14 protein-coding genes and 1 pseudogene are annotated in these 13,535 nt (G+C 43.4%); 14 read left to right on the forward strand and 1 reads right to left on the reverse strand.

All coding sequences use genetic code 11. The features are described from left to right. Positions 1–117: 117 nt before the first annotated feature. Positions 118–795 (reverse strand): hypothetical protein, encoded by a 678-nt coding sequence (locus ACSAZK_RS01995; RefSeq protein ID WP_440955762.1) that lies wholly within the window; start codon positions 793–795, stop codon positions 118–120. Position 796: 1 nt separating this feature from the next. On the opposite strand from ACSAZK_RS01995, the gene ACSAZK_RS02000 reads away from it, so the two are divergent. From ACSAZK_RS02000 to ACSAZK_RS02065, 14 genes and pseudogenes are all read left to right on the forward strand, one after another. Then, positions 797–1,156 (forward strand): hypothetical protein, encoded by a 360-nt coding sequence (locus ACSAZK_RS02000; protein WP_440955763.1) that lies wholly within the window; start codon positions 797–799, stop codon positions 1,154–1,156. Between the two features lie 502 nt (positions 1,157–1,658). Continuing rightward, positions 1,659–1,844 carry a hypothetical protein gene (locus tag ACSAZK_RS02005; protein WP_440955764.1) on the forward strand — a complete coding sequence of 62 codons (186 nt, stop codon included), beginning with the start codon at positions 1,659–1,661 and terminating at the stop codon, positions 1,842–1,844. Positions 1,845–1,866: 22 nt separating this feature from the next. Then, positions 1,867–2,118: pseudogene (locus ACSAZK_RS02010) on the forward strand (IS66 family transposase); the annotation flags it as partial. 77 nt (positions 2,119–2,195) lie between these two features. Beyond that, a complete protein-coding gene (locus ACSAZK_RS02015; protein WP_440955765.1) occupies positions 2,196–2,909 on the forward strand; it encodes an ATP-binding cassette domain-containing protein in 714 nt (237 codons plus the stop codon). Then, the gene (locus tag ACSAZK_RS02020; RefSeq protein ID WP_440955766.1) at positions 2,910–4,070 is read left to right on the forward strand and encodes a hypothetical protein; all 1,161 of its coding nucleotides are present in this window, start codon (positions 2,910–2,912) and stop codon (positions 4,068–4,070) included. Positions 4,071–4,349: 279 nt separating this feature from the next. Further along, complete coding sequence (locus ACSAZK_RS02025) at positions 4,350–4,754, forward strand: DUF2178 domain-containing protein (protein ID WP_440955767.1); 405 nt, start codon at positions 4,350–4,352, stop codon at positions 4,752–4,754. A gap of 13 nt (positions 4,755–4,767) precedes the next feature. Next, on the forward strand, positions 4,768–4,962 hold the full coding sequence (locus ACSAZK_RS02030) for a helix-turn-helix transcriptional regulator (protein ID WP_440955768.1): 195 nt from the start codon (positions 4,768–4,770) through the stop codon (positions 4,960–4,962). 504 nt (positions 4,963–5,466) lie between these two features. Next, positions 5,467–5,892 carry an ArsR/SmtB family transcription factor gene (locus ACSAZK_RS02035; protein WP_440955769.1) on the forward strand — a complete coding sequence of 142 codons (426 nt, stop codon included), beginning with the start codon at positions 5,467–5,469 and terminating at the stop codon, positions 5,890–5,892. Between the two features lie 145 nt (positions 5,893–6,037). After that, positions 6,038–7,120 carry a hypothetical protein gene (locus tag ACSAZK_RS02040; protein ID WP_440955770.1) on the forward strand — a complete coding sequence of 361 codons (1,083 nt, stop codon included), beginning with the start codon at positions 6,038–6,040 and terminating at the stop codon, positions 7,118–7,120. A 145-nt stretch (positions 7,121–7,265) separates the two neighbouring features. Beyond that, entirely contained in the window at positions 7,266–8,396 is a 1,131-nt protein-coding gene (locus ACSAZK_RS02045) for a helix-turn-helix transcriptional regulator (RefSeq protein WP_440955771.1), read from the forward strand. 69 nt (positions 8,397–8,465) lie between these two features. Then, complete coding sequence (locus tag ACSAZK_RS02050; RefSeq protein WP_440955772.1) at positions 8,466–8,609, forward strand: hypothetical protein; 144 nt, start codon at positions 8,466–8,468, stop codon at positions 8,607–8,609. A gap of 1,111 nt (positions 8,610–9,720) precedes the next feature. Continuing rightward, positions 9,721–10,671 carry an ABC transporter ATP-binding protein gene (locus ACSAZK_RS02055; RefSeq protein ID WP_440955773.1) on the forward strand — a complete coding sequence of 317 codons (951 nt, stop codon included), beginning with the start codon at positions 9,721–9,723 and terminating at the stop codon, positions 10,669–10,671. Positions 10,672–10,716: 45 nt separating this feature from the next. After that, entirely contained in the window at positions 10,717–12,096 is a 1,380-nt protein-coding gene (locus tag ACSAZK_RS02060) for a COG1361 S-layer family protein (protein WP_440955774.1), read from the forward strand. Positions 12,097–12,231: 135 nt separating this feature from the next. After that, positions 12,232–13,479: an ABC transporter permease gene (locus tag ACSAZK_RS02065; protein WP_440955775.1), complete on the forward strand. Its 1,248-nt coding sequence runs from the start codon at positions 12,232–12,234 to the stop codon at positions 13,477–13,479. The last annotated feature ends 56 nt before the right edge of the window (positions 13,480–13,535 follow it).

Here is a 13,535-nt window from a genome sequence, read left to right on the forward strand (position 1 = left end):
TGAAAGCTCCCTAAAACCCCTTATTTTTCACATAAAAATTCAGGGATGATGGAGGGATTTATACCTTCCATCCCGTTTACGGGCATCTCCTTCAGGAATTTATGCAAAGAATTCCTGTTAGGACTCTGATCCTGCAGGTCCGTTTCTGATGTGGTTTCTAATGGAAATACTACGCTCTTCACGTCCTTTCAGGCCTTCCCCTCTTTCAATCCCGGCTTCTTCCCGGAAAGAATCTCTGATTTCCCTCACTGATTCTCCGATTTCCCGGAGGTCTTCACGGTCTTCAACACCGTTTACCTGCTCCTGAAGGTCCTTGAGGTCGGCGATTGTTGATGCCAGTAATTCTTCGGAGATATCCAGATTAATTGAGTCGAGGTTTTCCTGCATTTTTGTGAATTTCTCAATCTCCCTATCTATGTCGTTGCTCATCCTATCTTTTGCGTGAGAGAAAGCTATTGCTTTGAGGTCATCCAGACTCCCTGCACCTTCGATTTCAGCCTTAAGGTCTTCGAGTTCGGCGAGTTTCCCGGCATTGGCTTCAGCCCTTGCTTTAGCCCTTGCTGCAGCTACCTCTTCATCCACACCTGGTTTTTTCTCCGTAGACAATATTAATTCAATGGCTTCAGCCCTTGCTGCAGCTGCCTCTTCATCCACACCTTCGGGAAGATCCTCCGGCAACGGCATTTCCTGCATATTGATCATCCTGTAAATCTGCTGGTCGAGGCGTTCAAGCATTGCTGTCTGAATTTCAGGGAAATAGTCTTCATCAGCATATTCCAGAGGTACTGTTCCCATTATGGACATCCCCGAAGGTCCCATCCCAGACCCCATATTGCCCATTCTTCCTTTAATCATGTTTCCGGGACCTGCACGGGTCATTTCATTTGCTGCACTTTCTTCCGCGGCAAAGGCACCTGATGGAATAATACTTAAAACCATCAATACCACCGCAAATCGGGCGATTGATTTTACTGCTTTTGTTTTCATAATAGATCTCCGTCAATTATCCTGTGATGCCATACCCGTTGGATCGGGGCTCACTAACTTCTCGCCAGTTGACGATTTCTTGCCAGTTGACAATCTCCACATTGTCAGGCTTAAATATAAGGTTACTTTCAGAAATAACGCCAAAAAGATGAATATATTTACAAAATAAGCTTTAATAAAGAATATATTACTTAATTAAGCTTAATTAAAGCCTATAATTGTATTTTAACACCTAAAAAATCTTAGTTTCCCAGCAAAGGATGAGCGGTCAGAATACCCCCTGGTCAGAAAATATTTTCGTTGACCCCGGAAACCGCTTTTCGATCCAATTTTTATAATTGCCCCCGCCAGCTTGCATGGCGGCGCCTCCCAAAAGAAATAAAAAAGAGATGTGAAAAAGGGTATTCGTAGACTGTAGCTTTTTCTTTTATAATTGAACCCTTTTACCTTTATTTGGGGTTTTGAGGGTTGATTCTTAAGGAATCAGGCAAAAAATCCGGAGTATTTTTTATGCTGATTGGAAAAAATGGGCTTTTGAAAGGACTTTGAATTATCTGAAGCAGAACGCCAGGTCAGATAAACCGTTTACTTTGAATTGCTATATTTTTAAAACCCATCGAATGTAAATTTATCCCGTCTAAAAGAATAGTTTTATATACAATATGTAATGTATGTTTGACATGGTGATAAATATGGACATGAGCTATAATGTTAGGAAAATAATTAGAATTATTGTTGCTGTTATTTGGGTAATTGGTGCAGCTATGTATGGGATGAAAGGAGATTATTTATTTTCAGGATTATTTGCAGTAATAGGTATAGTGTTCTTAGTAAAAGGTTTAAAAAGTGAAAGGTAACCACTCAGGTTTTAGAATATTTCCAGTTGATGTAGTAAAATGTGCGGGGCACCATCTTGATTTTCTTCATGTGAATAGGTGGTTGGAAAGAGCTGAAATTAAACGCAAGATGGAACCTCGAAGTCTTTTAACATCCAAGCCTGCAAAAAAGACAAAACCGGGAAGACCACCTAAAAAGTTCATAGAATTCGTTGATGGTATTCGATCAATTCTGAAAAGAGCAGTTGAGTTCTCGGAGATAAATCCACCTTCACCAAAAGAAGAACGCAAAGATTTATGAAAATCTTGGAAGATAAATTTGAAATGACCGCCTATAAAAGAAGTAAAAATATCTATATTTCTTAAATCTGAGTGGTTACAGTTAAAGGAAGTAGTAAAATGCTAAAAGTTAATAAATTATCTGCATGGTACAAAGAAGATAATATTATATTAAAAGAAATTACATTTCATTTGAAAAATAATACTGTAGTTGGATTATTGGGATTAAATGGAGCAGGGAAAACAACTTTGATTAATACGATATCAGGTGTACAAAAAAGTTACAGTGTGAAAGATTTGAAATATTATGGTAAAGAAATTAAATTTGATGATATAGAGTGGAAGGAACAGCGCTATACGGTTTTTACGGAAGAACAAGCTTTTACTTATTGGTCATTCAGGGAGTACTTGCCTTTTGTTGCGAAGGTGTATAAAAAGCAAATTGACTATTTACGTGTAGAAGAATTAATTAAAGGATTTGGCTTTGATAAATATAAGGACTATCCTATTAAAGATTTGTCAACAGGAAATCGTAAAAAGATATTTTTGATTACGGGATTTGCTTTGGAGTTGCCACTACTTATTTTAGATGAACCACTGGATGGATTAGATTACTTAGCATCAGAATTTCTCTATAAGGAAATAGTTGGATATAAGAAATATGGAACAGTACTGATGAGTTCACATATTGCAGAAAGTATAGAAAAAACTTGTGATGAAGTTCTTGTATTAAAAGAGGGAAAAATAAGGACAGAGAATTTATCAGAAATACAAGATATTCGTGCAGCTGTGGAAGGATGGTTGTAAATGCTCAGTAAAATCTTTTTTAAAGATCTTGTAACGAAAAAAAAGGTTTTTAAATATTTGTTGGGAATGGTTTTATTTACAGTATTTGTTAAGCTTTTTTTAGCGGATTTTATTAAGCCTATTTTTCAAGAAGCATTTCTTCCCTGGATAACGTTTATTACAATATTTACATCTACTGCTTATACAATTTATACGTATTCACTGTTTGAAAAAGTAAAGACATATATAATGTTGCCAATCAAAAAAAATAGATTTCTATTAGCTTTTACAATTGGAATGATAGGAATATCCTTTTTAGAGAGAGGGTCTTTTCTTATCATAGGAGCATTGATTTGTAGTAGTAGACCGATTTATAGCATCACAATAATTATATTGGTAGCGACATGGTCAATTCTAATTAATATATTGGTGTTGCTTACAGTAAATAACCATAAAAAAATTAACTGGATTATAATTGCAACTAATTTTATCATGATTTTTCTTGCATTTAATCTCATTTCTTCAGAAGTATTTCAATTATTGATATTAGCAAGCGGGATTATAATTTGTTTTATTGAGATTTTACTACAGGACAGCATATCGATAGCTATAACACATATAGGGAAAAGAGGACTGGCAAAATTTCATTTTGCAGGTAATTACTTTTTAAAGGTGATTGCCTATGAAAAAATTTATGTTGTTAACTCCGTTATGTTAATAGTAATGATCTGTCTCTTATCTTTTATGAAAGGAGATAATGTGATTATTTGGAGCCTTATATGGACAATAGGAGCTACCAATACTCCAGTACTAACTATGATGTCTTCTGATCTATATGTACGAAGACAAGCTCAAATGTTCCCTGAATCAAATGTGAGCTTGTGGAAGATGTACTGTATATTTCTTATGGAATATTTCTTATTTATAAATGGATTGATTTGTGTTTTTTCTATATTTATAATCGGGATAAATCCATGGATAACTATTCCAATTGCCTTAGTGCTTAGTGTTATAGAAGTAATTGGTGGTTATATTTTAGAGAAAAAGAAACCAATTCTTTATTGGCAGACTAAGCAAGAGCTATGGAAAAATCCTCGAAAATATATTTTATCAATTATTGTATTTTTACTAATGAGTAGTATCTATTCGGCTACCTCAATTTTTGAGTTATTTTTCGTATAAACTCAACATTTATTTTTTTCATAATAATTGAGCCTATTCCAAAATACTCCAAAACTCTTTAACTCAGCTTTCAAAGAAACAGTAAACACCCTTCTACTTTTATCGAAAAAAACCTAAAACAGGGAGTTCACGAGAAAATTGCCAGCAAAGCCGGTAGTAGGAGCACTTTTTGCTATTACAGGAATCTCTTATGCGGGAATCTTTCAGTGGTACAAAAGAATGTAAATATATCTCGTCTAAAAGAATAGTTTTATATACAATATGTACAGTATGTTTTACATGGTGATAAATATGAAAGCTCAAGAAATTGGTTCGTTTACAATTGGAATCTTTTTGGCCACGATTGGGATTTATATATGGGTATATAACCCGAGCTGGGTTTCAAGCGTACATGGTGCCACGATGGGATTAATAGGCGCCGGTGTTGCACTTATTCTAATAGCACTGTGGAAATACAAAATCAGAATAAGTGGAGAAGTAAAGGAAGATGAAAGAGATTATCGAATTGCAGAAAAAGCCAGTTTCAAAACCTTCCAGATAATATTTATAGTCCAGGGTTTTCTGTATGCGACTCTTGGCATTTTGGACATTCAATTGCCAGCACAGCCGGTAGTAGGAGCACTTTTTGCGATCACAGGATTTTCCTATATGGGATTTTTTTACTTGTACAGAAGAAATATGTAAAAGAGGAATGGTTATGAAAAATAGTATCAAAGTCTGGCGTGCTAAAAAAGATATTACCCAGGAAGAATTGGCCAAAAAAGTAGGTGTCACCAGACAGACCATCAATGCCATCGAAAGAGGAAAATATGATCCAAGTCTGGAACTGGCTTTCGGTCTTGCCCGCTTTTTTGACTGCATGATAGAAGATATTTTTTCTTATGAGAAATAAAATTTCAGGCAGAGGCCATGAAATAGTGCCCATGCAAAATAGAGACCCGGATACTCACAAAATTTGAACCTGGATACAAATATGCCAGATAATAAGTTACAAAAGAATTTTGTGGGATATGGGGACTCAAAAACAAAAATTTAATGATTATAAAGCATTAATTTTTAAAATATGCCCTTATAAAGTTTTAATATAAAATATAACGCTCAAATTGAACTAAAAAAGTAAGTATGCTTTTATGTTTAAACCCGAATACTGCACCTGCCGTCAGGGACACCCGAACAGCACCCTCCCATCCAGAACAAAGAAGTATAAAAAAGTACCGTGCAAGAAAAGTATGTGCATATTGCGCAATCCCCGTGCTGTACGAATGAAACGCATCACAACATCGACCTGCAAAATAACCGCTGCCGGATGTTCCTGAAAGGCACATCTCCCCTCCATCGGAAGGGGCTTTTTTAAAAGAACCAGAAATATTGGAAACATCATACGGAGAGACAGAAAATGCCTGATGACCTGGAAGAAAAAATGATGGGGGAGGAACTGCCGGAAGAAAAACTGTTAATCCTGCCGCTTTCCGAAGATTCCAGGAAAATTGCCCGGATCCTTTCGAACGAGACCTCGATCAGGGTCCTGAAACTGCTGGAGAAAAAGCACATGTCGGCAGGTGATATTGCAGAGGAACTCAACGTTCGCCTGAACACCCTCAAGTACAACCTGGACTCTCTCCTCGAAATCGGGTTGATCAGGGTCAGGCGGGTAAAGTGGAGCCGGAAAGGAAGAGAAATAAAGGTCTACGAAGCCGTAGAAAAAGTAATCATCCTCATTCCGGGGAAAAAGAACCTGGATATTTCTTCCGTTTTCACAATGCTCAGGCAGCATAAGCCGGAAGGTTTTGAAGGCACAAAAATCGCGGGAGAATGCATCTGAGTCCATTTTCATCTCTTGCACAACATTGCCGCGAAGAACGCCTTCAAAAAATATCCTGAAACCCGGGCAAATATTAAAATATAAGGACTCAAATAAAAAATAGCGCTCAGCTGTTAAATTTTCTTCAGAGAGGACGTGACCCCGCATGAAATTCAAATACTTACTCCTGCTCCTTATCCTGGCGGGAATGATCGTTACAAGTGGCTGCGCGGTTTCGGAAGCCCAGCCCTTCGCCCATAAAGCTCCCGCAAACCTGTACAGGAGCATATTTTTCCCCTATGCAGGACTCCTGAATAAGGAAGTTCTCGGAATGCCTGGTGGGCATCCATATCCCTATAATCCATATCCTGAAAAGCTATCTCCCAGAGACTTTAGTCCCGGATATCCCGTTCAGGAACCTTCCCGAGATTTAACAGAAGCAACAAACCTCCTTTACAGCAACATCGATAAAGCGGAAGCCATTTCCATGCAGATTGAGTTAGGGATTAAGTACTTTCAGGCAGACGGGCAGGACATCGGCAGGCTGCAGGAACTCTTAGAGGAACACACCCGCCTGATCGAAGAGGCTAAAGAGTACAGAGAACTTGCCGATTCGGTTTCCGGGGAAGAAAACAGTTACGAAACCCGGAAGGGATATCTGGTCCGCTCCCAGGAAAGCATGATGCAGGCAAATCTTGTGCTGAAGGAGATCTTCGGGGAATTCCAGCGCCTTATGCCGGGGAATGAAAAGATTAACGAAACAGAGAGGCTCAGTGCGGAAGGGAGCGGAAAGGCAGTCCTTTCGGGCAGTTTCACCCTCAATATGCACCTTGAAAACGGAATACTGGCTATACTGGAGCTTTCCCCTGACTCTGCGGTCTACATAAAAGGAGATTACAGATTCGAAGAGCAGAAGACAGAAGGCCCCCATACCGTGTTTCTCTACCATATAAGGTCGGCAGACATTGAAATTCCGGGATCCCGAAAAGCGGTTTTGCTTAACGCCGAAAACGTATCCCTTACTGCAAGCGAAGGAAAAGGACAGGCAACATTCTTCGGTAACGGCACCTATACCATTGAAGATGCCGGTGGGATGAAGGAAGAAGAAAAAATATGGGCAAACTCCCCGGCTGAGATGAATATCATGAATTCCAAACCGGGACCCGATAGAATGACTCCCACCGGGCTGAGGGACGGAAGGACCGGAATGCACCGAATCGATCCGGGGATGCCGACACAAAAAAATTAAAAAAGGTATGGTTGAAGAGCAATGTCAGATTACCTTACAAAACTTCCATGCCAAACTTCCCTTTGAATAGCCAGCAGAACAAAAAAGGTTAAAAGGATAAGGATAAGCTATAATCCAGACCAGAATCCCGGGTTTCCTGATTGTCATGAATTTAAGGATTTACATCTTCTGCATTTCTGCGGCACTTATGCTGGCCGGACCTGCCGTAGCAGACATTCCCGCCAATATCCACGGAGTAGTTTACAGCTGGGACACCTTCGAACCCCTGGACAACGCCGTGGTCGAGGTGAACTCCACACCCTCCCAGTCCATGGTAGCAAAATACGGCATCTATTCCTTCGAACTGACTCCCGGAGCTTACACTATCAAAGCCAGCTATTACCAGAACGGCACCCTCAGCTACTCGGCAGAAGAACCCATCACAGTTGACAGTGAAGGCAACTACGTCTTCGACCTCCTTCTCCTCCCGGTCTATTCCGAAGAACTCATGGACAGCCAATCATCCGGCACAGGTGAATTGTCCGAAATCCCGATAACCGAAACCGAAAGCCAATCATCAGGTCTCGAAACGGCAGAACCGGATTCAGCTTCTGAATCAGAAGCGAATTTCGAATCGGAATCGGAAGTGGACACAGAAGAAGACGGAATTTCAGCCCGCGAAAGTGCAGCTTCGGCTTCTTCATCTCTGAATACAACTCATCTGCTTGCAGCCTTCATTCTCTTTCTCCTGCTTGTCGGAGGATACCATTTCTCACAGAAGCAAAAAAGCGGAGAGAAAAAGCCGGCGATAGAAGAAAAAGCAGGGGAAAAACAGATCCATTCAAGAGTTTCAGTAACGTCTCCCGAGCCTGAACCAGCGGTAGGGCAGACGGCAAAGCTGGAAACAAAGGCAGCAGCAGAGAAGGCGCCAAAGCCGGATGAAAAAACAGCGGCAGAACCGGCAGTAAAACCAATAACAGAACCTGAATCCGAAATTCATGAAAACACTGAAGAATCAGCTGAAGAACCCGGCGAAGAATCTGCCGAAGAACCGGAAGAAAAAGAAAACAGCTCTACTCCCAAAAAGCCCCTCCCCCTCCCGGCCGACCTTCAGGATATTATGGACATAATCCGGGGCCAGGGAGGCAGGATCACGCAGAAGGAGCTTCGAAGCAGGCTGAAGTACTCGGAAGGGAAAGTTAGCCTCATGCTCACGGACCTTGAAAGGAGAGGGCTGGTCGAGAAGTTTAAAAGAGGGAGAGGGAACGTGGTTATAATTAATGACGGGAAACGTTAAGGGCTCTATTTTGCAGGTTTCCCTCCAAACTTCATTTAAATTTGAATTCCTGGGACTGAAGACCTTCTCATGGTCCCTGGCAACCTCATCCTCATATACACAGCAGCCCTCTCCCTTGCTTTCGGAAACAGGATCATGTGGCCCTGTGTCATCTCAATCCTCTGGAACACCGGAAGAAACATGACTCTTGCAAAAATTCGTGAAAAGCGATGAAAAAAGTACTGAAAAAATGCTTAAAAATGGGTCGGTAGAAATCCTGTAATATTACTTAAAATGGCCCTGGGGTTTTGTGACAGGATTTAATAATGATTCCAGTTCCGGGATTTTTCTTTTTTCTTATCGACAACAAGGGCCCTCACCGCCCGCAAGGCGGGCGGCCTTTCCGATTTCTCTGGAAAAAGGTGTTTTCAAAATAAATTGCCATTACTGGCTTTTACTTTTATTCAACTCACTTCACGTCAATATTCTGACTTAAATTGTAATTGCCAACTTCATCTCTAATTCCTTACTTCATCTCTAATTTTATATTTACTGACAACTTGAATTGATTGTGGATTTCTACTAATGCAAAATAGAAGGTGTGAGTGCCTTTAATTTAGAATAGAAAAACTGCAAATGCGACCAGGCAGTTGGCAAACAAAAAATAACTGCTGTTGCTCTTTTTACTTATTTCTCTATCTTTTTAATTAATTTTTGGAAAAGCCGGTCAGCAAGCTGACCGGTGAGTGCGCCGGTACCTTAAAAGGCGCGGGAAAAGCGGTACCCCTTTCTGATTCCTATCTAACCAGCCGTCTCCGGCTATGAGTAGATGCGCCATATTCGGACTATTAAACTTTACCATAATTCTAATTTTATTTTTAAGGCTTATTAAAGATTAAATTATCCAAAAAGCCCCAAAAAAAACTTCATTGCGAAATATATTCCTTAAATTTCCTCTTTTCCGCTAAGTATGCTTTTATTATTAAATGCCGATGAGGGGGTTGACTGCCTCGAAGTATCCCTCCTGCGCAGTCAGTAAGTAACTCCACCCAAACATTCCATCAGGTGAGTCGCCTACTACCTCGGCAGGTGGCTCATCCTAGTAGGGAAACAGGACAAGAAACCACGCTGTCTCCAAGGCGATCTCCACAAAATGACGGCAGGAGGAAATGAGGAGGCAGTCGAAGAAAAGAACAAACCCCTAGCAGAAACGAAACACCTGAAAGCCAGAATGAGGCACCTTCCACCTCGCAGGTGCCTCTCCAATTTACAATTCATCAATTCATCGACTCACAAAGAACTCCCATTAAGGGAGCAGGTGCGCAAATTTTTGAGGTTTAATATTATGTTCATGGAAATTGCAGACACATTGAAAACAACCCTGGATCCCAGAAAAACCCTGGAATCTCTGAGAGGAGATGCAGATCCAAACAATAACTTTGAAGGTCCGGATAAGAGTCCGGGTCATGGTCCGGAAAAAAGTTCGGAAAATGGCTCGGAAAATGATTCGGAAAAGAAATCGTCACGGGAGTCACATGGGGAGCGTATTGAAAACTCTGACTCAGTCAAAACTTCCCGGGACGGAAAAACTCCCCTTATCAAACTGACCGATGTCTGGAAGATCTACCAGATGGGCGAAGTGGAATTTGCAGCCCTGAAGGGGATTGACCTTGATATCTACGAAGGGGAGTTCGTGGTTGTGCTGGGACCCAGCGGGAGTGGGAAAAGTACGCTTATGAACCTGCTCGGCTGCCTGGACGTCCCTTCCAGGGGAACTGTTTTGCTGAACTCCCGGGACATTTCCAGGATGGAAGAATCGGAACTTGCCCAGATTCGGGGACAGATGATTGGCTTCATTTTCCAGAGCTTCAATTTGATCCCCACCCTGAACACCCTGGAAAACGTGACCCTGCCCCTGGAATTCCAGGAAGAAAAACCGGGAAAGGCGCGGGAAAGGGCCGAGTACCTGCTCGATGTCGTCGGGCTTTCGGACAAGCATCACAACCTTCCCTCCCAGCTTTCAGGAGGGCAGCGGCAGAGGGTGGCAATAGCCCGCTCCCTTGCCGTAAACCCGCCGGTGCTCCTGGCAGACGAGCCTACCGGAAACCTGGACAGCAAGACAGGAGACTACATCCTTGAATTTTTAGACGAGCTGCGCCGGAAGGAAGGCAAGACGATCATCATTGTAACCCATGACATGACCCCTGTCCAGTACGCGACAAGGGTCGTACACATCAAAGACGGTGAAATTGAAGATATCGAAGAAGTTGAAGGAAAATTTTGCAAATTGGGCTAAAAAACGTGAAAAATTTTCAAAATATAAAAGATTTTAAAACAGAACATGATTTGCGATGGAGAAAACCTCATGAAAAAGCTCTCTTTACTGATGATATTGCTGGTGCTTTCGGCAATTGTACCCCTGAATACCGGGACAGCCCTGGCTTCCACCGGATTGATAGACTCGGCTTCGGTCCAGGTCGACCTGACAAAGCAGAACCCTGAAGCTGCCCGCCCTGGAGAAACAGTGGAACTCACTTTCAGCATACAGAACGATGGCTACGATGACCTGACGGACTTAGTTGTCGAAGTCGAGCCTGAATATCCCTTCACCGCGATTTCAGGGGAAGCGCTCGAAAAAGAAATCGCCTACCTGGACGCGCGCCAGGACGATGACGACGCAGCCGTCCTGAAGTTCAAGCTCATGACCGACGCCGACGCTTCCGAAGGCACTTACGAGCTTGATGTGACTACCACTGCCACAAGTGATGAAAAAACCGTCACCACCACCAAAACCATCCTGCTTGAGGTAAGGGGCAAGGAATACGCCCAGATCGTGACCATCAACAAGGCAAACATCGACCTGGCAACGGAAGAGCCCCTTGAGTTCATCATCACCAATACCGGAAACTCTCCCCTGAAAAACATGGTCATTTCCTGGGAAGACCCCGAAGGCGTTATCCTGCCGGTCTATTCGGACAATACAAAGTACATCAAGTACCTCGAAGCCGATGAATCCGTAACCGTTGCCTACACGGTCATGGCAGACGTAAATGCCGAACCCGGACTCTACACCCTCAACGTAAACCTGACCTTTGAAGACTACGACTCCAACATCAACACCATCGAGACCACAGCCGGGCTCTTTGTAGGTGGGGAAACCGATTTCGACGTATCCTTTTCGGAAAGCGACGCCGGGGAAATCTCCCTTTCCGTAGCAAATGTGGGGAACAACCAGGCATATTCCGTGAAAGTATCGATCCCGGAACAGGAAAACTTCAGGACAAGCGGCAGTTCCTCGACCATCGTGGGAAACCTTGAGAAAGGGGACTACACCATCGCGTCTTTCGATGTTATGAGCACACAGGTATCAGCTGAGGGAGCCGAAGAGGCTTCCGAGGGCGGGACAGCAAGAGCTGCAGGTTTTGGCAGCCGCCCGTCCCTGGAAGTCCAGATTGAATACACCGATTCAAAAGGAGAACGGATCACGGTCCTGAAGGACGTCCAGGTCGAGATGACAGCTCCCACGGGAGTTGAAGGAAGCACGGGCAGGCCTGGAGCACAAACAAGAAGCGGGACCAGCTCATACGTTTACTATGCCCTGGTAATTGTAGTTGCAGGTGCGGGAGTCTTCCTCTACCGCAGGCAGAAGCAGGGCAAGAAAGGCTCCGAAGAAAAGGAATCCGGGAAAGGTAAATACAGTTTCGGTATCCTGAACAGGTGAACTATGTTACGGAAAAGTGAAATGGAAAAAATGAACTGAAAAATGAAATGAAAAAGTGGAACGGAAAATGAAATGAAAAAGTGAAACGGAAAATTACGTAACCATGAAAGCCAGTAAAAACCGGAGGGATGCGAAATGAGAAACGCAACCTACGTTAAAATGGCCCTTAACATGCTCCTGCACAGCAAACTGAGGAGCTGGCTGACCATCATAGGGATCGTCATCGGGGTAGGGGCTGTGGTCGGAATTGTCTCCCTCGGGGATGCCATGGAAGCCGAGGTCCAGAGCAAACTTGCCGATATGGACCTGACAAAAATTACCATAACTCCCGGATACTCAAAAGCCCAGTCCCGGATGCCTGGACCCGGAGGCGGAGGAGGTGGCAGCTCCTCAAACACGGACAGCGAACTGACTGACGACGACGTTGACGCGCTGCAGGGAATAGACGGCGTGCTGTACGTTGACACCCGGATCTCCGGGAATGAAGAAGTGGACTACGCAGGAGAAACAGCGACCCTTTCTATCACTGGAGTAGATCCCCAGGTCTGGCAGTACATGAACACCCTGGAAGCCGAGTCAGGAAGGCTGCTTGAACCTGCCGATAATAACGTAGCGGTCATAGGAAGCAATATTGCCACGGAAATTTTTGACCAGGATATCGGGGTCAACCAGGTGATAACGGTCAACGGCAAGTCCGTGCGAGTTGTCGGGATCCTGGAAGAAGAAGGCGGCGGGGACGACAGGAAAATCTACATGCCGATTGATTCGGCAGTCGATTTGATCGAAGATGCGGAAGATGATGTCTTCGATTCCATCGTCGTCAAGGTAGAAGATGAAGACCTCGTGGACCCCACAATAGAGGAAATCGAAGAGAGGCTAATGATCTCCCGCCAGATCCACCAGGAAAAAGACAGGGACTTTAGTGTATCGTCTTCGCTTTCCATGGCAGAATCCGTAACCGAGATGACCAGTTCCATTACTCTTTTCCTGGGAGCCATTGCAGCCGTGTCCCTGATTGTCGGAGCCGTAGGGATTGCAAACACGATGTTTACCTCGGTCCTGGAAAAGACAAAGGAAATCGGCACGATGAAAGCCATAGGAGCTAAAAACCGGGACATCATGATGATCTTTATCGTCAACTCCGCGATGGTCGGATTCGTGGGCGGAATCTTCGGGGTGATGCTCGGAGGCATGGTTTCAACTCTTTTCCCCTACATGGGCGTGACCCTGATGAGGGGGGCAGGAAGTTCGAGTTCGGCTCTCTCCCCTGACCTGATGGCTTTCGGACTTGGCCTCGCTGTTCTGATCGGGGTACTGTCGGGTGCAATCCCGGCATACAGAGCTTCGAAACTGAAACCCGTGGATGCGCTAAGGTACGAGTGATCTGAAAAGATAGAACTTGCCTACCCGAAAAAAGGGGAAAGATAAGAGAGGAAAAA

The organism is Methanosarcina sediminis (assembly GCF_052056915.1).
Taxonomy (GTDB): Archaea; Halobacteriota; Methanosarcinia; order Methanosarcinales; family Methanosarcinaceae; genus MTP4.